19 protein-coding genes are annotated in these 20,344 nt (G+C 72.1%); 6 read left to right on the top strand and 13 right to left on the bottom strand.

Going from position 1 to position 20,344, the window contains the following annotated elements:
- Positions 1-74 precede the first annotated feature (74 nt).
- Genes ACYQ77_RS16660 through ACYQ77_RS16675 form a run of 4 tightly spaced genes read left to right on the top strand, consistent with a single transcriptional unit; the run spans position 75 to position 4,256 of the window.
- The gene (locus ACYQ77_RS16660; RefSeq protein ID WP_459712183.1) at positions 75-1,433 is read left to right on the top strand and encodes an aspartate aminotransferase family protein; all 1,359 of its coding nucleotides are present in this window, start codon (positions 75-77) and stop codon (positions 1,431-1,433) included.
- Positions 1,427-2,614 (top strand): mandelate racemase/muconate lactonizing enzyme family protein, encoded by a 1,188-nt coding sequence (locus ACYQ77_RS16665; protein WP_459712186.1) that lies wholly within the window; start codon positions 1,427-1,429, stop codon positions 2,612-2,614. Before ACYQ77_RS16660 ends, ACYQ77_RS16665 begins: the two co-directional genes overlap by 7 nt.
- Positions 2,611-3,453 carry an amidohydrolase family protein gene (locus ACYQ77_RS16670; RefSeq protein ID WP_459712189.1) on the top strand — a complete coding sequence of 281 codons (843 nt, stop codon included), beginning with the start codon at positions 2,611-2,613 and terminating at the stop codon, positions 3,451-3,453. Before ACYQ77_RS16665 ends, ACYQ77_RS16670 begins: the two co-directional genes overlap by 4 nt.
- The gene (locus ACYQ77_RS16675; RefSeq protein ID WP_459712192.1) at positions 3,450-4,256 is read left to right on the top strand and encodes an SDR family NAD(P)-dependent oxidoreductase; all 807 of its coding nucleotides are present in this window, start codon (positions 3,450-3,452) and stop codon (positions 4,254-4,256) included. Before ACYQ77_RS16670 ends, ACYQ77_RS16675 begins: the two co-directional genes overlap by 4 nt.
- On the opposite strand, the gene ACYQ77_RS16680 is transcribed toward ACYQ77_RS16675, so the two are convergent.
- From ACYQ77_RS16680 to ACYQ77_RS16695, 4 genes are all read right to left on the bottom strand, one after another.
- A complete protein-coding gene (locus ACYQ77_RS16680; protein ID WP_459712194.1) occupies positions 4,257-4,661 on the bottom strand; it encodes an arsenate reductase ArsC in 405 nt (134 codons plus the stop codon).
- A gap of 318 nt (positions 4,662-4,979) precedes the next feature.
- Positions 4,980-6,659 carry a glycerol-3-phosphate dehydrogenase/oxidase gene (locus tag ACYQ77_RS16685; protein ID WP_459712197.1) on the bottom strand — a complete coding sequence of 560 codons (1,680 nt, stop codon included), beginning with the start codon at positions 6,657-6,659 and terminating at the stop codon, positions 4,980-4,982.
- A gap of 47 nt (positions 6,660-6,706) precedes the next feature.
- The gene (glpK, locus tag ACYQ77_RS16690) at positions 6,707-8,221 is read right to left on the bottom strand and encodes a glycerol kinase GlpK (RefSeq protein ID WP_459712200.1); all 1,515 of its coding nucleotides are present in this window, start codon (positions 8,219-8,221) and stop codon (positions 6,707-6,709) included.
- 14 nt (positions 8,222-8,235) lie between these two features.
- Positions 8,236-9,027, bottom strand: a complete 792-nt coding sequence (locus ACYQ77_RS16695; protein ID WP_459712202.1) for an MIP/aquaporin family protein — start codon at positions 9,025-9,027, stop codon at positions 8,236-8,238.
- Positions 9,028-9,268: 241 nt separating this feature from the next.
- Between ACYQ77_RS16695 and ACYQ77_RS16700 the strand changes: the two genes are divergently transcribed.
- The gene (locus ACYQ77_RS16700) at positions 9,269-10,033 is read left to right on the top strand and encodes an IclR family transcriptional regulator (protein ID WP_459712204.1); all 765 of its coding nucleotides are present in this window, start codon (positions 9,269-9,271) and stop codon (positions 10,031-10,033) included.
- Positions 10,034-10,056: 23 nt separating this feature from the next.
- Complete coding sequence (gene glpK / locus ACYQ77_RS16705) at positions 10,057-11,577, top strand: glycerol kinase GlpK (RefSeq protein WP_459712206.1); 1,521 nt, start codon at positions 10,057-10,059, stop codon at positions 11,575-11,577.
- On the opposite strand, the gene ACYQ77_RS16710 is transcribed toward glpK (ACYQ77_RS16705), so the two are convergent.
- From ACYQ77_RS16710 to ACYQ77_RS16750, 9 genes are all read right to left on the bottom strand, one after another.
- On the bottom strand, positions 11,563-12,417 hold the full coding sequence (locus ACYQ77_RS16710; RefSeq protein WP_459712208.1) for a transporter substrate-binding domain-containing protein: 855 nt from the start codon (positions 12,415-12,417) through the stop codon (positions 11,563-11,565). The two genes, glpK (ACYQ77_RS16705) and ACYQ77_RS16710, sit on opposite strands and share 15 nt — an antisense overlap.
- Positions 12,414-13,217, bottom strand: coding sequence for a hypothetical protein (locus ACYQ77_RS16715; RefSeq protein ID WP_459712211.1), 804 nt, complete (start codon positions 13,215-13,217; stop codon positions 12,414-12,416). Before ACYQ77_RS16715 ends, ACYQ77_RS16710 begins: the two co-directional genes overlap by 4 nt.
- 365 nt (positions 13,218-13,582) lie before the next feature.
- Positions 13,583-14,671, bottom strand: coding sequence for a GAF and ANTAR domain-containing protein (locus ACYQ77_RS16720; RefSeq protein ID WP_459712214.1), 1,089 nt, complete (start codon positions 14,669-14,671; stop codon positions 13,583-13,585).
- 63 nt (positions 14,672-14,734) lie between these two features.
- Positions 14,735-15,469, bottom strand: coding sequence for a hypothetical protein (locus tag ACYQ77_RS16725; RefSeq protein ID WP_459712217.1), 735 nt, complete (start codon positions 15,467-15,469; stop codon positions 14,735-14,737).
- The gene (locus ACYQ77_RS16730; RefSeq protein WP_459712220.1) at positions 15,466-15,993 is read right to left on the bottom strand and encodes a SigE family RNA polymerase sigma factor; all 528 of its coding nucleotides are present in this window, start codon (positions 15,991-15,993) and stop codon (positions 15,466-15,468) included. The genes ACYQ77_RS16725 and ACYQ77_RS16730 overlap by 4 nt, the downstream gene beginning before the upstream one ends.
- A gap of 1,010 nt (positions 15,994-17,003) precedes the next feature.
- Positions 17,004-17,486, bottom strand: a complete 483-nt coding sequence (locus tag ACYQ77_RS16735) for an ATP-binding protein (RefSeq protein WP_459712223.1) — start codon at positions 17,484-17,486, stop codon at positions 17,004-17,006.
- Positions 17,487-17,603: 117 nt separating this feature from the next.
- Positions 17,604-19,064 carry a right-handed parallel beta-helix repeat-containing protein gene (locus tag ACYQ77_RS16740; RefSeq protein ID WP_459712955.1) on the bottom strand — a complete coding sequence of 487 codons (1,461 nt, stop codon included), beginning with the start codon at positions 19,062-19,064 and terminating at the stop codon, positions 17,604-17,606.
- Between the two features lie 157 nt (positions 19,065-19,221).
- A complete protein-coding gene (locus ACYQ77_RS16745; RefSeq protein WP_459712226.1) occupies positions 19,222-19,626 on the bottom strand; it encodes a hypothetical protein in 405 nt (134 codons plus the stop codon).
- A gap of 11 nt (positions 19,627-19,637) precedes the next feature.
- Entirely contained in the window at positions 19,638-20,270 is a 633-nt protein-coding gene (locus tag ACYQ77_RS16750) for an ANTAR domain-containing response regulator (protein ID WP_459712229.1), read from the bottom strand.
- Positions 20,271-20,344 lie beyond the last annotated feature (74 nt).

Consider the following 20,344-nt stretch of genomic DNA (forward strand, 5'->3'; position numbering starts at 1 on the left):
GCGCATGTCGCGGCGGAATGACATCCGCGTCACCCGGAACGGGGCTGGTTCCGAGGTGGCACCGAGGAGACCACGTGATCCACCCTGACACCCCGTCCACTCCCCTGCCCGAACGGGCCCGCCAGGTCATCCCCGGCGGCGTCAACAGCGGCCAGCGCAACGTCCCCGGGCTGTCCGATCTGGTGATCGCCCGGGCGCGGGGCGCCAGCTTCTGGGACGCGGACGGGCGGGAGTACACCGACTACCACGCCGCGTTCGGCCCGCCGCTGCTCGGCCACGCCGACGCCGAGGTGGACGCCGCCGTCGCCGAGACGGCACGCGACCTGGACCTGTGCGGGGTCGGGGTCACCGAAGGCGAGGTCGCGCTCGCCGAGACCCTGACCGAACTGGTCCCCAGCTTCGAGCGCGTGCTGCTCACCAGCACCGGCTCCGAGGCCACCTTCCACGCGCTGCGCGTCGCGCGCGCGGCGACCGGCCGCAGGCTCGTGGTGAAGTTCCAGGGCTGCTACCACGGCTGGCACGACTCGGTCAGCCTCAACGTGATCTCCGCGCCCGACCGCGTCGGGCGGCACGACCCGATCTCCACGGGCATACTCCCTGAGGTGCTCGACGCCACGCTCGTGCTGCGGTTCAACGACGTCGCCGCCGTGCGCGAGACCTTCGCCCGACACGGCGCCGACATCGCCGCCGTGATCGTGGAGCCGGTGCCGCACAACGTCGGCTGCCTGCTGCCGGACCAGTCCTTCCTGGCCGCGTTGCGCGAGGAGTGCACCAGCCACGGCAGCGTGCTGGTCTTCGACGAGGTGATCACCGGGGTCCGGCACGGCCTCGGCGGCTGGCAGGAGATCAGCGGGATCACCCCCGACCTGACCACGATGGGCAAGGCGATCGCGAACGGCTACCCCATCGGTGCGCTGGGTGGCCGCGCCGACCTCATGGACCTGTTCAGCTCGCGGCCCGGCGCGCCGGTGTTCTTCGCGGGCACGTACAACGGGCACCCGGCCGTGGTCGCCGCCGCACTGGCCACACTGGACAAACTGCGACGGGAACCGGTGCACGAGCACGTGTTCCGCCTCGGCGAACGCGTCCGCACCGAGTTGACGGCGCTCTACCGGGAACTGGCCGTGCCCGCCGTGGTGGCCGGGTACGGCTCGGTGTTCGTCACCTACTTCATGGCGGACCGGCCGAAGAGCTACGACGACCTGCTCGCCAACGACACCGCGATGTTCGTCGGCTACCGCCGCAGGCTGCTGGACCACGGCATCTTCGAGCTGCCGCTGAACCTCAAGCGCAGCCACATCTCCTACGCCCACACCGACGACGACGTCGACCGGCTGCTGGCGGCGACCGAGGCCGCGGTGCGTGCCCAGCTCGCCGGCCCGGCGACGGACGTGGCGGGCGCGTCGACGATGGCGGGAGCGGTGCCGTGCTGACGGTGAACAAGACCCGCACGCCCGGGCCGGCCGGGCGGATCAGCCGCGTCGAGACGCTGACGCTGGGCACGGCGTGGCGCGACTTCGGCTACGTGCGCGTGCACACCGACGAGGGCCTCACCGGCGTCGGCGAGATCACCCACCCCTACCGGGTGCGCGAGACCTGCCTGCTGGCCGAGGCGATGGGCGAACGGCACCTGATCGGCGCCGACCCGTTCGACGTCGAGGAGCTGTGGCTGCGGCTCTACCAGGGCGACTTCCTGCGCGGCGGCGACATCGGCGGCATCGTGGTGTCCGGTGTGGACCAGGCACTGCACGACATCATGGGCAAGGCCCTCGGCGTCCCCGCCTACCGGCTCACCGGCGGCGCGTGCCGCGACCGCGTGCGGGTGTACGCGAACGGCTGGTACACCGGCGACCGGGAACCGTCCGCGTTCGCCGAGCGCGCCAGGGAGAACGTCGCCGCCGGGTACACCGCGTTGAAGTTCGACCCGTTCGGCGCCGGGCTCGGCGAACTGTCCAAGGCGGAGCGCCGGCTGTCGCTGGACATCGTGGCCGCGGTCCGCGAGGCCGTCGGGCCGGATGTCGACCTGTTCGTCGAGGGCCACGCCAGGTTCGCGTTCCACACCGCCGCCCGGCTGGTGCGGGAGCTGGAGCCGTTCGACATCGGCTGGTTCGAGGAACCGCTGCCGTGGACGCACATCGAGCGCTACGCGGAGCTGCGTGCCCGCGCCGCGTTCCCGATCTCCGGTGGCGAGCACTTCCACAACCGCTACGAGTACGCGCGCCTGTTCGACACGAACGCGGTCGACATCATCCAGCCGGACCTGTCGATGGCGGGCGGGTTCACGGAGGTGCGCAAGCTCGCGGCGATGGCCGACGTGCACGGGATGACCGTGGCCCCGCACAACTCCAACTCGCCGCTGTGCACGACCGCGTCGGTGCACGCGGTGCTCGGCATCCCGAACTTCACGATCCTGGAGACGTTCGACGGCCTGCTCGAACCGTACGTGTTCGACGCGGTGCGCGGCACGCTCCCGGTCGTGGACGGGCACGTCGAGATCCCGGAGCGGCCGGGGCTGGGGGTGGAGCTCGCCGACGAGGTGTTCGCCGAGCACCCGCCGTCACACCGGTTCTGGAACATGTTCGCCGAGGGCTGGGAGAAGCGGAACCGCACATGATCGTAGACGTCCACGCGCACCTGTTCACGTGCCCGGACCACGTCGGCGACCCGTTCGCCGAGGAGTCGGCCCGCGCGCACGGCGGGCACGTCGACCTGACCGTGCGCTACGCCGACTACGCGGCGAGCGCGCCGGAGGGCACGCGGACGATCGTCGTGGGCGGCAAGGCCCGCCGGTCGGGGTTGTGGGTGGACGACACGGCCGTCGCGGAGTACGTGGCCGCACACGAGGAGCGGCTGATCGGGTACCTGTCACTGGACCCCACGCAGCCGGGGTGGCGGGACGAGCTGGCGCACGGGCACCAGGACCTGGGGTTGCGCGGCATCAAGCTGATGCCCATGTACGCCGGGTTCGACCCGGCCGCCCCGGAGTACGACGACCTGTTCGCGTACGCCGAACAGCACGGGCTGCCGCTGCTCGTGCACACCGGCACGACGTTCGTGTCGAAGGCGCCGCTGAAGTACGCGTTCCCGGTGCACCTGGACGAGGTCGCCATCCGCCACCCGGAGCTGCGGATGGTGCTGGCCCACCTGGGGCACCCGTTCGAGGGCGAGTGCATCGCGGTGATCCGCAAGCACCGGCACGTGTACGCGGACGTGTCGGCGCTGCACTACCGGCCGTTCCAGCTGTGGCACAGCCTGCGCCTGGTGCAGGACTACGGCGTGTGGCAGAAGCTGTTGTTCGGCAGCGACTACCCGTTCACCACGGTCGACGCCTCGATCGACGGACTGCGCGCGGTCGCGGCCGTGCCGGGCATCCCGGGTCTCGACCCGCTCGACCGGGACGAGGTCGAGCGGCTCATCCACCGGGATGCCCTGCCGTTGCTGGGGTTGTCGTGAGCTTCGACCTGACGGGCCGCTCCGCGGTCGTGACCGGTGGCGCCCGCGGACTCGGGCAGGCCATCGCCGTGGCCCTGGCGGCAGCGGGTGTGGACGTCACGATCGTCGACCGCCCGGGCGGTCCGTCCACAGCGGACACCCGGGCCGCGGTCGAGGCGCACGGGCGGACGTGCCGGGTCGTGGCGTACGACCTCGCCGACACCGACGGGCTGGCGGACCTGGCGGACCGCGTGTGGCCGGTCGACATCCTGGTGAACAACGCCGGGATCGCGCGGCTGGAGCACTTCAACGAGATCACCCCGCGGGCGTGGCGGGAGGTCATGGCGGTCAACGTGGACGCCGTGTTCTTCCTGTCGCAGCGGATCGCCGAGCACATGATCGCGGCCGGGCGGCCCGGCCGGATCGTGAACATCTCGTCGAAGAACGGGCTGATGGCGGAGGCCGGGCTGGCGCACTACAACGCGTCGAAGGGCGCCGTGGAACTCGTCACCCGCTCGCTCGCCGCGGAGCTGGGTCCCCACCGGATCACCGTCAACGCGGTCGCCCCGGGCATGATCGCCACCCCCATCGACGCCGGTTTTCGCCTGGCACGCGACGAGTTCGAGGCGGCGTGGGAGGAACGGATCCCCCTGGCGGGCGGCTACGGCACGCCGGAGGACGTGGCGGGCGCGGTGGTGTACCTCGCGTCCGACGCCGCGCGGTACGTCACCGGCACCACACTGGTGGTCGACGGCGGCGTGCTGGCCGACCAGATGCCCCGCCACCGCTTCATGCCCCCGTACCGCAACACCCTGGACGGCTGATCACGGGAGAAGCTCGGCGATCAGGCCACGGACGCGCCGTTCGATCTCGTCGCGGACGGGGCGGACGTCCGCGACGCCCTTGCCCGCCGGGTCGCCGAGCTGCCAGTCGAGGTAGCGCTTGCCGGGGAAGACGGGACACGTGTTGCCGCGGCCCATGGTGATCACCACGTCCGCGGCGCGGACGGTCGCGTCGGTCCACGGCTTGGGGAACTCGCGGGAGATGTCGATGCCGCGCCCGGCCACCGCGGCGACGGCGGCCGGGTTGACCTCGTGCGCGGGTTCGGACCCGCCGGACCACGCCACCGCCCGGTCACCGGCGAAGTGGCGGAAGAAGCCGAGCGCCATCTGGGAGCGGCTCCGGTTGTGCACGCACAGGAACAGCACGGTCGGCCTGCTGTCAGCCATCGGTTCCTCCGGTCAGGTGGACGGCGGGTGCCAGCCGGCCGACCCGGTCGGCGAGGTCGGTGAACGCGCGGTCGAACGCCTCCCCGATGCCCGTCGGCACACCGCGACCACGAGGCCGTCGGGTCGCGGCACCTCGGCCACGTGCGCGGTCCTGGCCGTGGCCGACGACAGGCCGTGCCCGCGTGCGGTCGCGACCGCCGGCGGGTGCACGCCCTCGGCGGCCGCGGTCCCGGCGAACGCGGCGGGCACCGGGCTGTGGCACGCCGAGCGCCGCGTGCCACCGTGCCCGCGCCACCATCGACGAAGGCCACTCGACGTTCATCCCACGCCGGCCGCCAGCCGCTTCACGGCGGACGCGTCGTCCCGGGAGGTCAGCGCCGCCAGTTCCGCCCGCGCCTGCTCGTCGTAGGCGTCGAGGGCCGCCTGCCGCTCGGCCCGCCCCCAGCCGAGGTGCTCGCCCACCAGGTCGGCGACCTGTTCGGCGGCGGCACGGCCGCGGTCGGGGTACTCGATGGCGATGCGGGTGCGCCGGGACAGCACGTCGTCCAGGTCCAGGGCGCCCTCGTGGGTCACCGCGTAGACGATCTCGGCCGCCAGGTACTCCCCGGCCCCGGTGAGCGGTGCCCCGAGGCGGGGATCGCGGTCGATCACGGCCAGCAGGTCGGTGACCGCCGAGCCGTACCTGCCGAGCAGGCGCTCGACGGTGGCGACCGGCAGCCCCGCGCCGGCCGCGAGGTCGGCGCGAGTGGCCCACAGCTCGCGGAAGCCCACCGCGCCGTGGATCGGCAGGTGCCTGGTCAGGGACGGCGCGACCGCGCGCCCGAGACCCTTCGCGGCGGCGTCGACGACGTCGGCGGCCATGACCCGGTAGGTGGTGTACTTCCCGCCCGCCACGACGAAGAAGCCCGGCGCGGGTTCGGCGACGGCGTGCTCGCGGGACAGCTTCGTGGTGTCGTCGGCGCCGCCGTCCAGCAGCGGCCGCAGCCCGGCGTAGACACCCACGACGTCCTCGGCGGTCAGCGGTTCGCGCAGCACGGCGTTGACGTGGGCCAGCAGGTAGTCGACGTCCGCGCCGGTCGCCACCGGGTGGTCCGGGTCGTGGTCCCACGGCGTGTCGGTGGTGCCGATGATCCAGTGCCGGTCCCAGGGGATGACGAACAGGACGCTCTTCTCGGTGCGGGTGATCAACCCGACGTCCAGCCGCAGCCGGTCGCGGGGCACCAGCACGTGCACGCCCTTGGACATCCGCACGTGGAACGGCGCCTTCGCGTGATCGAGCGCGCGGACCTCGTCGGTCCACACACCGGCGGCGCTGATCACCCGCCGCGCGTGCACGACCTGCTCGCCTCCCGAGAGCAGGTCGCGCACGCGGACCCCGGTCAGCCGGCCGCGGTCCCGGAGGACCTCGACCGCCTCGGCACGCGTCAGCACGGTGGCCCCGTGCTGAGCGGCGGTGCGCGCGAGCATCATGGTGAGCCGCGCGTCGTCCACCTGTGCGTCGTAGTAGCGGACGGCGCCGGTGAGGGCGTCCGGCCGCAGCGCGGGCGCCAGCTCGAGCGCGCCGCGCCGGGAGAGGTGCCGGTGCACCGGCAGCGCGCGGGCGCCGCCGATGCTGTCGTAGAGCAGCACGCCCGCCCCGACGTAGGCGCGTTCCCAGACCCGGTGTGTCAGCGGGTACAGGAACGGCACCGGCCGCACGAGGTGCGGCGCGAGGCGGTTCAGCAGCAGGGCGCGTTCCTTGAGCGCCTCGCGCACCAGCCCGAAGTCACGCTGCTCCAGGTACCGCAGTCCACCGTGGACCAGCTTGCTGGACCGGCTCGACGTGCCCGCCGCCCAGTCCCGCGCCTCGACCAGCGCGACCGACAGGCCGCGGGACGCCGCGTCGAGCGCGGCACCCGCACCCGTCACACCACCGCCGACGACGAGCACGTCGAACTCGGTCCCGGACAGGGCACGCAGTGCGGCGTCCCGGTACGCGAGGTCCAGCTTCGCCGACATCCCGGCACCTCTCCCCTTGTTGAGTGACGCGGTTCAGTTGACGCGGTTCAGTCGACGTCGGCGTCGACCCAGTCGAACGACTTGGTGACGGCCTTCTTCCAGTTGCGGTAGATCCGCTCCCGCTCTGGCGCGTCGAGGTTCGGCGTCCAGCGCTTGTCCTCGGCCCAGTTGGCGCGCAGCTCGTCCTGGTCCTTCCAGTAGCCGACCGCGAGGCCCGCCGCGTACGCGGCGCCCAGCGCGGTGGTCTCGGCGACCTTCGGCCGGACCACGGGCACGTCGAGGATGTCCGCCTGGAACTGCATCAGCAGCTCGTTGGCGACCATGCCGCCGTCCACCTTCAGCTCGGTCAGCGCCACACCGGAGTCCGCGTTCATGGCGTCCAGCACCTCGCGGGTCTGGAACGCCGTGGCCTCCAGCACCGCGCGGGCCAGGTGACCGCGGTCGACGAACCGGGTGAGCCCGACCAGCGCGCCGCGGGCGTCCGCGCGCCAGTACGGCGCGAACAACCCGGAGAACGCCGGCACGAAGTACGCGCCGCCGTTGTCCTCGACGGACCGGGCGAGCGTCTCGATCTCCGCCGCCGAACCGATGATCTTCAGGTTGTCCCGCAGCCACTGCACCAGCGCGCCGGTGATCGCGATCGACCCCTCCAGCGCGTACACCGGCTTCTGCTCGCCGATCTTGTAGCACACGGTGGTGAGCAGGCCGTTCTCGCTCGCGACCTTCTCCTCGCCGGTGTTCAGCAGCATGAAGTTGCCGGTGCCGTAGGTGTTCTTCGCGGTGCCGGGCTCGTAGCAGACCTGCCCGAACGTGGCCGCCTGCTGGTCGCCGAGGATGCCCGCGATCGGCACGCCCTGCAGCACGCCGGGGCCGCCGACGCCGTACTGCTCCGACGACGACCGGATCTCCGGCAGCATCGACATCGGGACACCCATCTCCGCGGCGATCTCCGCGTCCCACGACAGGGTGTCGAGGTCCATCAGCATGGTCCGCGACGCGTTGGTGACGTCCGTGGCGTGCACGCCGCCGTTCGGGCCGCCGGTGAGGTTCCACAGCGTCCACGTGTCGGTGTTGCCGAACAGCAGGTCGCCGTTCTCGGCACGCCTGCGCGCACCGTCCACGTTGTCCAGGATCCAGCGGATCTTCGGGCCGGAGAAGTAGGTCGCGAGCGGCAGGCCGACCTTCGCCTTGTACCGGTCGGCGCCGCCGCCGAGCGCGCCGAGTTCCTCGACGATGGCCTGCGTGCGGGTGTCCTGCCAGACGATCGCGTTGTAGACGGGCTCACCGGTGGTGCGGTCCCACACCACCGCGGTCTCGCGCTGGTTGGTGATGCCGACCGCGGCGAGGTCGCGGATGTTCAGGTCGGCCTTGGCGAGCGCCTGCCCGATGACGTACCGGGTGTTCTCGGTGATCTCCTTCGGGTCGTGCTCGACCCACCCGGCTTTCGGGAAGATCTGCTGGTGTTCCTTCTGCCCCACGGAGACGATCGAGCCGGAGTGGTCGAAGACGATCGCCCGCGTGCTGGTCGTGCCCTGGTCGACGGCGAGAACGTACTGGGTCATTGCGGCAAGTCCTTTCAGAACACGACCTGGGAGAGCAGACCGGCGATGACACCGCCGATGATCGGGCCGGCCACCGGCACCCACGCGTAACCCCAGTCGGAGTCCTTGCGCGGCCGGGGGCCCGCCTCCCGCGCGGTGCCGGGGCCGCCGACACCGACCGCGACGGTCGCCTTGTGGTGCGTGGGCAGCAGCGCGTGCGCGATGCGGGGGCCGAGGTCACGGGCGGGGTTGATGGCGTACCCGGTGGGGCCGCCGAGCGAGGCGCCGATTCCGACGACCAGCAGCGCGACCGCGAGCGGGCCGAGCTGGTGCGGGGTGTTGCCGAACGCCAGCACCACGAACACCAGCACGAAGGTGCCGAAGACCTCGGTGACGACGTTCCAGCCGGGGCTGCGGATCTCCGGGCCGGTGGCGAACACGGCGAGCTTCTTGCCCTCGTCCTCCTCGGCCTCGAAGTGCTTGCGGTAGGTCAGGAACGCGGCGCAGGCGCCGAGGAACGCGCCGAGGAACTCGCCCGCGAAGTAGACCAGCGTCGAGCCGACGCTGATCGAGACGTCCGGGGCGTAGGTGTCGGCGCCGCTCGCGAGGATGCCGAGCGTCACGGCCGGGTTGAGGTGCGCGCCGGACTTGTACGCGACGAACACGCCCGCGAACACCGCGAGCCCCCAGCCGAAGTTGATGAGCAACCAGCCGCCGTCCTTGCCCTTGGACTTGGCCAGCAGCACGTTCGCCACCACACCGGCACCGAGCAGTATCAGCGTGCCGGTGCCGAGCGTCTCGCTGACGAACACCTCTGTCAGAGACACGTTTCCTCCATTCGCCGTTGAACAGCCACGCTCGCGTGTCACCCCGACACGTGGGTACCGGGAAGCTATGGGCGTGGGGTGAGAGTGCTCAATGGCGAGCGGTCGGCATTGTCGAACGCCCGGCACGATCCACAGCGGACCGGCGATCAACTTTCGCGATACAGACGCGGTGACCGGCGGGCTCGCTCGCGCTGAGCGTTCGACATTGCCGACGCAGACCGATTTAGGTAGGTTCCGCGGCGTGCCGGGTCCGATTCAGTCGATCGAGCGTGCCGCCGCCATGCTGCGGCTCCTGGCGCGCGGTTCCGGTCACCACGGGCTGGCCGAGATCGCGGCCGCGCTCGGCCTGCCCAAGGGCACCGCGCACGGCATCCTGCGCACGTTGCAGCGGGTGGAGTTCGTCGAGCAGGACCAGAGTACCGGCCGCTACCGGCTCGGCGCGGCGTTGCTGCACCTGGGCACCAGCTACCTGGACGCGAACGAGCTGCGGTCGCGGTCGATCAACTGGGCCGACGCGCTGGCGGCGCGCAGTGGCCACGAGGTCCGGATCGGCATGCACCTCGACGGGGCCGTGCTCGTCGTGCACCACGTGTTCCGCCCGGACGACACCATGCAGACGCTCGGCATCGGCGGCATGCTGCCCCTGCACGCGACCGCGCTGGGCAAGGTGCTGCTCGCCTACGACGCGGGCCTCCTCGCGACGATCCGCGGCGCCGGGCTGACCTCGCTCACGCGCCGCACGATCGTCCGGCCCGCGGCGCTGGAACGCGTGCTGGCCGAGGTCCGCGCGGCGGGCTGGGCGAGCGAGGCGGAGGAGTACGTGCCGGGCGAGGCGAGCATCGCCGCGCCGATCCGGATGCCCGGCGGGCTCGTCGTCGGCGCGATCGGGATCTCCGGCGCGGTGGACCGGATCTGCCAGACCGGGAACCGGCCGAGGCAGGCGCTGGCCGACCACGTGTGCCACGCCGCGGAGGCCGTGTCCCGTTCGCTCGCCGCGGACAACTGAGACCGACCAGGGACGAGAGAGCAATGGCGCAACGGTTCGTGATGGCGATCGACCAGGGCACCACGTCGACCCGGTGCATCGTCTTCGACAGCAACGCGCGGCTCGTCTCGGTGGCCCAGCGCGAGCACCGCCAGCACTACCCCCGGCCGGGGTGGGTCGAGCAGGACGCGGTGGAGATCTGGCGCAACGTCGACCGGATCATGCCGCAGGCGTTGCGCGACGCGGGCATCGCCGCCGACCAGGTGGTGGCGCTGGGCATCACCAACCAGCGCGAGACGTTCGTGGTGTGGGACCGGCACACCGGCGTGCCCGTCGGGCGGGCGATCGTGTGGGAGGACATCCGGACCGAGGAGCTGGTGGCCGAGCTGGCGGCCCGCCCCGGCGCCGACGAGGTGCGCGAACGGTGCGGCCTGCCGCTCGCCACGTACTTCTCCGCGCCGAGCCTGCGCTGGCTGCTGGACGACGTGCCCGGCCTGCGTGACCGGGCGGAGCGCGGCGACGTGCTGTTCGGCACCATGGACACCTGGCTGATCTGGAACCTGACCGGCGGGGTCAACGGCGGGCTGCACGTCACCGACGTGACCAACGCGTCGCGCACCATGCTGATGAACATCACCACGCTGCGGTGGGATCCCGAGCTGCTGTCCTTCTTCGACATTCCACAGCGGATGCTGCCGGAGATCCGCTCCACGACGGAGATCCGCGGCCGCACCACGCGAGTCGTGCCGGGCATCGAGATCGCGGCCGCGCTCGGCGACCAGCACGCCGCGCTGTTCGGGCAGACGTGCTTCGCCGAGGGCGAGACGAAGTGCACGTACGGCACGGGCAGCTTCCTGCTGATGAACACCGGCACCAAGCTCATCCGCTCCGGGCACGGGCTGCTCACCACGATCGGCTACCAGCTCGGTGGCGAGCCGGTGACCTACGCGCTGGAGGGCTCGATCGCGGTCACCGGGTCGCTGGTGCAGTGGTTCCGCGACAACCTGGGCCTGATCCACACCGCCCCCGAGATCGAGACGCTCGCCAGGACCGTGAAGGACAACGGCGGCTGCTACATCGTGCCCGCGTTCTCCGGGTTGTTCGCGCCGCACTGGCACAGCGAGGCGCGCGGCCTGATCGTCGGCCTGACCTCCTACATCACCAAGGGGCACCTGGCCCGCGCGGTGCTGGAGGCCACGGCGTGGCAGACCCGGGAGGTCGTCGACGCGATGACCGCCGACCTCGGCGAGCGCTCCCGGGTGTTCAAGGTGGACGGCGGGATGACCGCGGACCACCTGCTGATGCAGACCATCGCCGACGTGCTCGACATGCCGGTGATGCGCCCGATGGTGGCCGAGACGGTGTCGCTGGGCGCCGCGTACGCGGCCGGGCTCGCGGTCGGGTACTGGCCCGACCTGGCCGGCCTGCGCAGGAACTGGCACCTCGCGGCGCGGTGGACCCCGCAGATGGACGCCGCGCACCGGGAGGAGGAGTACGCCAACTGGAAGCGGGCCGTGGAACTCACCTTCGGCTGGGCGAAGCGGCGGGTGTCAGCACAGGCGTGAGTCGGCGTGCTCGGGCTTGTGCCTGCCGGGGTCGGCGACCCCGTCCAGGTGCTCGGCGAACGCGCGGTCCCAGCCGCCGTCCCGGTCGGCGAGGAACGCGTCGACCGCGTCGGTGAGCTCACGGCACAGCGCCGGGCTGTCGTCGGGCATCGCGATGCCGTACCGCTCGTCGTGGATCGGGTACTGGGACGGCTCGTTCTGCCAGACCGCGGGCGCCGCCTCGGCCCCGAACTCGCGGGCGTAGGTGGTCAGCAGCGACTGGTCGGTGACGACGCCGACGATCGCGTGGTCCTCGGCGTCGGTGAACCGGCGGAAGCACTCGTCCTGGTCGGCGAAGACACCGCCGCCCTTCAGGTAGTCCTGGGCGGTGGTCCCGTTGCTGACGCACACCTTGTCGACCGGGATCTCCATCCCGTACCCGGCGAGCTTGTCCCGCGAGTACATGACGCCGGAGTTGTCGAGGAAGTACGGGCCCGCGAAGTCGATCACGTCCAGCCTGCTCTTGTCCCGGTCGCCCCAGCTGCTGCCGTCGATGGAGTAGTTCGCGATGACGAGGTCGACGTGGCCCGCGCGCAGCTCGCGTTCGCGCTGTTCCGGCCGCAGCGCCACCAGCTCGAGGGTGAACCCGTACCGGTCGGCGAGGAACCGCGCGAGCTCGACGTCGAACCCGCGGGGTTCGTCACGCGGGTAGCTCCAGCCCGGCAGCCCGCCGTTGACCCCGATCTTGACCGTGCCGGACAGGAAGAGCAGGGCCGGGTTGAGGACGCGGTCGGCGAACACGGTCGAGCCGACGACGACCAGGACCGCGGCGAGGACGGCGGGAAGGCGGGTGCGTCTCATCCGGCCCGCTCTTCCTCCGCGCCGGACCGGGTGGTCAGGCGCGTCACCGCGGTCGCCGTGAGCACGCCGAGCGCACCCGCGACCAGGCCCGCGACCAGCGCGTGCGGGAGGTACCACCCGGACCCCCACAGCGCCGCCGCGCTCGCCGCCGCGGCGACCACGCCCAGCACCGCCCACCACAGGTCGGGGCGCACCCGGCCGGCCGGGACCGGTGGTCCGACGGACCGGGCGTGCCCCCGGTGCGGGTGGTTGTCGGGCAGGGAAATCCACCCGGTCGTCTCGGTGCCGCGGTTGGAGACGTGCACGGGCCGGTAAACGGCGGGATTCGCGGCGGGGTGGCCCGCGATGACGTTCTGGAAGAATTCCGCGGACGTGATCAGCGCGAGGAGCCCGTGGGAACGCGCGAGCGCCTGCCGGAGTTCCTCGGAATCGAGCAGCCGGAACGCCAGCACCACCGCGGGACCGGCGACGCCCTGCGCGTCACGGGCGACGTCACCCGCGTGCACGACGACCCGCAGGCGGATGCGCGCACCGCTCGCCGCGCCGTGGTTGTACTCGCGCAGCCGTCCCGCCAGCTCGTTCGGCAGGCACTCGGCGAGCCGTTCTCCCCGCGCGGCGGACGGGGCGAGCACGAGCAGGCCGTCACCGCGATCCTCGTGGTGGCACTCGTCCCACGCCAGTCCGCAGTGCTCGACGGCCTCGCGCACCAGGGGTTGCAGTGCCTCGTGGATCCTGCGCTGGTGGGCGGCGTCCCGCTGGCTGAACTTCTCGACGTCGACCGCGATGATCGTGTGGTACACGGCCGCTCACCACACCGGTGGTTTTCGCGTGATCATTTTTGCCAATCAGGTGATTCCTGTCCGATCCGGACCCTGCTGCCGGACAGGCACGCGCAAAAGATATCGCCGACGAGGTCTGCCAATGAGGGAATTACACCCGCAAAACACTCGAATGGGTGAAAAGACAGGCATGTGGATGCGCTCCGTAACAGCGACTCGACGGCCGCGTTGCCGACCCCAGCATGCCGGGCGCGTCGCGCACGCCCCCGCGAAGCGGGCCGGCAACCGCCGCACCAAGACGGGCGCAAGCCCACCTGCCCCCAGCGCAGGGCGGACCGAAACACCATCAGCCTCGAGACCCATCCGACCGTGACGGAACCCTGTCGTCAGGTCCGGGCGCCTGCCCGCTCGTGGCGGTTGTCGACGAGCCACTCCGCGACGCGGTAGAGCTTCATGTTCGCGTGCTGGGAGGCCTCGACCAGCATGCGGAACGCCTGCGCGGCGTCGACACCGTGGCGTGCCATGAGGATGCCCTTGGCGGTGGCGATGGTGTCGCGGTGCTCGATGGCGGCCGTGAGGCTCGCTTCCTTCTGCGCACCGATCAGCGCGATCGCCGCGTGGGTCGCGAACAGCTGCCCCTCCTGTTCGGTGCGTTCGCTGAACGCGTCGCGGCGGCCGGCGTACAGGGTCAGCGCCCCCATGGTGTTGTCGCTGACGAACAACCGGTAGCAGAGCATCGAGCGGACGCCGCGTTCGGCGGCGGCCGGGCCGAACACCGGCCACCGCGACTCCTGCGTGAGGTCGCCGGTGCGGTACGTGCCGTGGTCGGCGATGGCGTCGACGCACGGGCCTTCCTTGAGCCGGAACTGCACCGCGTCGATCTCGGTCACGATGTCCGCGGTCGGCGCCACGGTGCGCACCTTCCCGCCCGCCACCAACGAGATCCCCGCGTACTCGGCGCCGGCGACGTGCGTCATGGCGGCGGTGACGATCGCCCGGAGCGTGCCCTCGACGTCCGGCTCGGCCTCCAGCGTCCGCGCCACGGCGCCGAGGACGTCCGCGAGCGGGTCGGCCGGGTCCTCGCCGCGGGCCTGCAGCGCGTGCACCGCGGCGTCCACGGTGGCGAACACCGCGGGGACGGCGGCGCCGGCGAGCGTGAGCACGCGGCGTGTCTCGGGCCCGCCGACGACCACCAGCCGCCTGCCCGCCGCGGCGTGCCGTGCGGCGAGGTCGGTGAGCCCCCGCACGGCGGCGGCGGGCAACGCCGTGGCCGCCCCCAGGTCCACGACCACGTCCGGCACGTGCGGCCCGGCGGTGTCCAGCCGTGCCATCAGCCGGGAACCACGTTCCGGGCGCCACCGCAGGTCGGCCTCGGCCACGCGCAGGAGCAGCACCGCGCTCCCGTCCATCCCCTCGTCGGGTCTCTCGGGGTCCTCGTCGCGAGACCGCACCCCTGCGTCTTCGGAAACGGACATGGCCGGTGCTCCTCTCCCTGGCGCGGCTCCGGGGCAGGAGTATCCAGAAACAGCGTTGATCAATCAGAAGCGCAGCTCCGGGTCGCTCGCGAGCGCGGTGAGCGCGGCGCGGTCCGCCACCAGCGGTCCCTGCCCGGACACGGACGCCTCGGTGACCGTCCCGTCGGGGCCGAAGCGCACGACCACGAGCACCGCCCCGCTGCCGGGCCCCCGGTACTGGTACGCGCGGATCCGGGCACCGTCGGTCGCGGTGCCCTCGTCGAGCAGCCGGTAGTCGCGGTCCTCGGCGTACCGGTCGTTCGCCAGGTCGAGCGTGTCCTCGGCGTGGACGACGTACACCATGACCGACTGGTCGGCCCCGTTCACCGGGTAGACGGTGCCGACGTTCGGCGGGCAGTCGTAGGCGATCATGCCGGTCTCCGACGGCCGGACGGTCACACCGGGCAGGTGCTCGGCGATCGCCGCGGGCGCCGCCGCGTCCAGCCGGTCGACGACCGCCGCCGAGCCGGGGAAGTTCAGCGGCGGCACGGCGCCCTCCTCGACACCGCGGCACACGGTGCCCGGCGCGGTCGTCGGCGGTGGCGACCCGGTCTCGGGGCCCCGGCCACCGGCGGTGGCGACCACGGCGGCCACCGCGACCGCCAGCACCGCGGCGGCCACCCCCGCGACGGCGACCGCCGCGCGACGGCGCCTGCGCAGCGCACCCGCCCGGTCGGCCAGCTCGTCCGGGTCGAAGCCCAGCGGTGGCTCATCGGTGAGCGCGGCCCGCATGCGGTCCGCCAGCCGGTCCTCGATCATGAGCGCTCCCTCGTGAGGTCCGTGTGGTCGAGCCGGGCACGCATGACGGCGAGCCCGCGCGCGGTCTGGCTCTTGACCGTGCCCTCCGAGCAACCGAGCGCCGCCGCGGTCTCCGCCACGGACAGCGCCTCGAAGTACCGCAGGACGAGCACGGCCCGTTGCCGGGGCGGCAGGGCAGCCAGCAGCGCGAGCAGTTCCGCGCGCAGCCCGGCAAGTTCGTGGTGGGCAGCGGGGCCCGCGTCCCGGTCGGCGACCTCGGGCAGCGCCCCGTCCCGCCGTTCGGCACGCCGCCACGGCCGCCGCTGCTCGTCGAGCCACGTGCGCAGCAGGATCTTGCGCGCGTAGCTCACCGGCGCGTGCCTGCGCAGCACCCGCGGCCACGCGCCGTGCAGTTTGATCAGCGTCGTCTGGGTGAGGTCGTCGGCCAGGTGCCAGTCGCCGCACAGCAGGTACGCGCTGCGCCGCAACGGCACCGCGTGCCCCCTGGCGAACTCCCGGAACTCGTCCTCGTCGGACCCGCGCATCCGCTGCCCCTTCCCGTCGCACTGCTTACGGATGCGGTGGGGAAAGGGTTGCACGTGGCTCGTGTGGTTTCGCGGCGGATCGCGGCACTGATTTGTCCACAGGTGGTTCGGTTATCCACAGGTGGGCCTTGTTCCCCGGGGGTTGTCGGTGGGTACCGGTAGACTGGACAGCGGGGTGCCCCCGGGAGTGGTGGGGGCTGCCCGTATGTACTGGGGGCGCGGTTTCTTTCGGTTTTCGCAGGTCAGCTGCTTGTGTCCCGGGCTTTGTGGTTGGCCTTGTTGTGGGTTTTTCCCTCCGGGGGGTCCTCGCCGGACGGGCTGGTCTCTGGGATGGTGGCGGGTCTTGCACGGGGCTGGGTTGGCAGGGACTGGTGTCCGTGGCTGCCTGCCATCCCGTCGACCTCCCGGAGGGCTATCACACCGCGTCAAGGGGGCCCGGCGGCTTGGGTGCGTGGTGCTTTGGGTTTCGGGCCCCCTTGACACGGTGTGATCGGGCTTCGCCAGGTCGACGGGATGGCAGGCAGGCAGTCCTTGTGTGGTGGGCTGCGCTCGGCTTCGCGGGCCGGGCGAAGCCCGCTTCCCGGGCCAGGCGCACAGCGCTCAGCTTGGCCGGGCGAAGCCCGCTTCCCGGGCCAGGCGCACAGCGCTCAGCTTGGCCGGGCGAAGCCCGCTTCCCGGGCCAGGCGCACAGCGCTCAGCTTGGCCGGGCGAAGCCCGCTTCCCGGGCCAGGCGCACAGCGCTCAGCTTGGCGAGCGAAGCCGCGTCGCGGCATTGGGGTGTGCCGCGAAAGGTGCGTTCGCGGTGTTGGCGGGTGCTGTGAAAGGCACGTTCACGCATCCGGTTGTGCTGCGAAAAGCACGTTCGCGGCGTTGAGTGCCGGTAACGCGCCTTTCGCGGCATCACCGGTGCCGTCAACGCGCCTTTCGCGGCGTGGGGCTGGTCCGCTTCGCGGGCAGGGCGCTTCGCGCCCGGGCTCCGCATGCCTCGACAGCGGCTGTCGGGGCGGGCGTCACCGTCGCGATGGGGTGGTTCCGCTCGGCTTGACGGTCTTGTCCGGGTGGGCGTGTTCCTCGCACGGCATCGTCGACCACACGGTCTTGCCGCCTGCGGCCGGGTCGCGGCGCACTCCCCAGTCCCGGCAGATGCGGCGCACCAGCACGAGGCCTGCGCCGCGGTGGGCGGTCGGGCCGAACCGCGACACGCCCGGGGTCAGGTCGTCGAGGTTGGTGTCCTCCACCTCGACGTCGACCTCGGCGTGCCTGCGCGACAGTCGCAGGCAGCGTGGGCCGCCGCCGTGTTCGATGGCGTTGGTGACCAGCTCGACCACCACGAGCAGGAGGTCGGTGAGCGCGTCGGCGCCGATGTCGGTCGCGGTCCTCCGCACCCAGGCGCGGATCGACGGGAGTGCCGCGACGCCGCTGCTCGTGAGGTCGTCGTCCCACGTCAGCACCGACGTCCAGATGACTCTTCCCGGCCCGTCCTCCTGCGCCATCCCCGCCCCGTCCTCTCCCGGCGCTCCGTCGTCCTCAGTGGACGCCCCCGGCCGCCGCCGCCGAACCACGGTTGTTGTACCAACGCGCCGCGCGTTCGAAACATCGGACCCTTCGCCCTACGCGCAGGCCGGGGCGTCGTCGTCGTTGAACGCGCTGCACGTGTCCTGGCCGTACGGTGCGGACCGCCACGCCGCGAACGACAGCGCACGCGAGGTGTCGTGCGCCACGAACGTCCACGGACCGTAGTAGAGGTTCTCCGACCACTGGTTCCCCTGGGTGAACGTGATCGCGTCCGCGACCGTCCACCCCTTGTACGGGGACCACTCCGGGTAGGTCCCGTAGTTCGACAGGACCGCCATCCGACCGCACATGGCCGCGCACCCCGGCGTTGCCGCGTCGAACTCGAACGTGTTCTCCCGCACCAGGACCCGCTGCGTCTTCCACCGGCAGTCGCCGAACAGCGGCGCCGACGCGATGCCCGGCTGGACACACGAGGAGACCGACGGCGCGAGCGGGGTGCACGACAGGCCGGAGGTGTTGGCCGGGCTGTTGCAGAACCGGTCGGCGTTCTCCCACAGGGTCACCCCGGACCAGTTGTCCGAGAACATGTTGCCGCGGATGTCGATGAGGTCGGTCCGCGCCGGGACGCGCGGGTCACCGCCGGACTCGCTGATGTAGACGGACGCGACGGGGAAGTTGTCGCCCCGCTCCGCGCGCTTTCGACCGTACGGCAAGGCGTTGCGGCGGAACGTGTTTCCACTGAGGACCATGTTGTACGAGAGCTCGTAGAACAACCCCTCCGCGTAGTTGTCCTCGATCAGGTTGTCCTCGACGATGAAGTCGTTGTTGTTCGTGTCCGCCCAGATCCCCACGCCGTGATTGTGGTGCACCCAGTTGCCGCGGATGTCGGCGCCGTTCGTGGCCCAGAACTTCATGCCGCCGGTGCAGCCGCAGCCCGGCAGCTGGGTCTCCCAGTCACCGGTGTTGTTGCCCGCGATCTCGTTGCCCTCGACGACGAGATCGGACAGCCCGCCCGCGCGGTAGGCGTTGATCCCGTACTGGCCGTTGTCCCGCAGGCAGTTCCCGAGCACCCGCTGGCCGACGCCCGCCATCATCGCGGCGCCGTCGTTGTCCTCGATGACGTTGCCCTCGATCACCCAGCGCGGGCCGGAGTCGTGGTTGACCACCCCCTGGTCGAGCGGCGCGACGAACCCGCGGATGGTCAGCCCGCGGATCACCACGTCCGCGGCCGTCTGCGTGAAGGCCGCCTGGTTGATCCGCTGCCCGTCCAGCACCGCACCGGGTGCGCCGAGGTAGGTGTCGCCGTCCTTCGGCATCACCTGCCCGAAGCGGTCGGGCGCCAGCAGGTGCGTGCCCGCACCGAGCCAGAACGTCGTGCCGGCCGGGTTGTTCCTCGTCGCGGCCGAGAGATCGGTCCCGGGGGCGACAACCACTGCCCCTTCGGGCGGCTCGGGCACCCCGATGGTGCTGTCGCACACCGCCCGTTCGTTCTCCTCCTCCCCTGCCGCGGGTACCGGGACGGGAAGTGCCACAAGGAAAATCGTCAGCGTCAGCATGCACGAGGCGGTCGTCTTCTTCACTGCGCCCTCCGGAGCAACAGGTTTCACCGAACGCCCGTCAGGGTCCGCGACAGGCGGGGAACTGCCTTCCGCACCAAGGAGAGTGTCGCCGCGGCGACCGGTTTCGTTGCAGTACCGGTACTTTCGATCACCGCTACCCGGCCGCGCCGCTGCCCGCGACCTGGCCGCGCCTGCTGCGCGGGTTCGGCACCAGCGGCGGCGGTGCGGCCACGGCCGCCTGCCACAGCAGCGCGAAGGCCGCCCGCCGGGTCGGCCCCGGGCCACCGCCCGCCGGCTCGTCCGGCGCGCACCCGGCACGGTCGCACAGCGCCAGGAACACCGTCTCCACGCTCTCCCACCGCAGGGGCACGCTGATCCCCGCCAGCAGCCTGCGGACGGTCTCCTTGCTCGGCGCGGCCGGCAGGTCCGGGCGTGCCCGGATCCACTCGTCGATCTCCCGCAGCGACGGGCAGCCCGCCAGCCGGTAGTAGCCGAACACCGCCGCCATGAGCGCGCGGCGCGGCCCCTCGGGCAGGTCGACCGTCTGGACCGGGGACATGGGAGGTCCGGTCAGCCGAGGTCGTCGTGCCGGGCGATGATGGTGCGGGCCAGGTCGGCGACCTTGACGTTCCGGTCCTGCGACGTGCGGCGCAGCAGTTCGAACGCCGCCGCCGCGGAGATGCCCTCGCGTTTCATCAGGATGCCCTTCGCCTGCCCGATCAGGTCACGGCTCTCGATGGCACGTTTCATGTTGATGCGCAACAGGTCCGCCTGCTCGGCGGCGCGGCAGCGGGCGAGTGCGAGCGAGCCGTGCGTGACGAGCAGCAGCGCCGCGTCCCGGTCGTCCTCGGTCAGGCCGCCCGCGGTGCGGGAGTAGAGGACGAGCGCCCCGCCCGGCTCGGCTGGGTCCGCGCGGAGGAAGCCCGTGGCGAGGACCGCGCGGACGCCGTGCCGCGCCGCGGCCGAGGTGAACTCGGACCAGCGCGTCTCGGTGCGCAGGTCGCCGGCCAGCACGGGCGGCCCGCCGTCGGCCTCCAGCAGCGGCCCGTCGCAGGCGCCGTACTGGACGCGGTCGAGCTCGGCGCCTGCCTCGTCGGTCGCCGCGGCGCCGAGGAACGCGCCGTCGGAGCCGCGCACGGTCGCACCCGCCAGGTCGGCGCCGGGCACCACGTCGCAGGCCGCGTCGACGACGGCCCGCACCACGCAGGCGACGGTCGGCGCGTCGAGCAACGTGTGCGTCAGGGCGTGGAAGACCGCATGCGCCGGGTTCCTGTGTG

It is taken from the genome of Actinophytocola sp. KF-1, assembly GCF_054661535.1.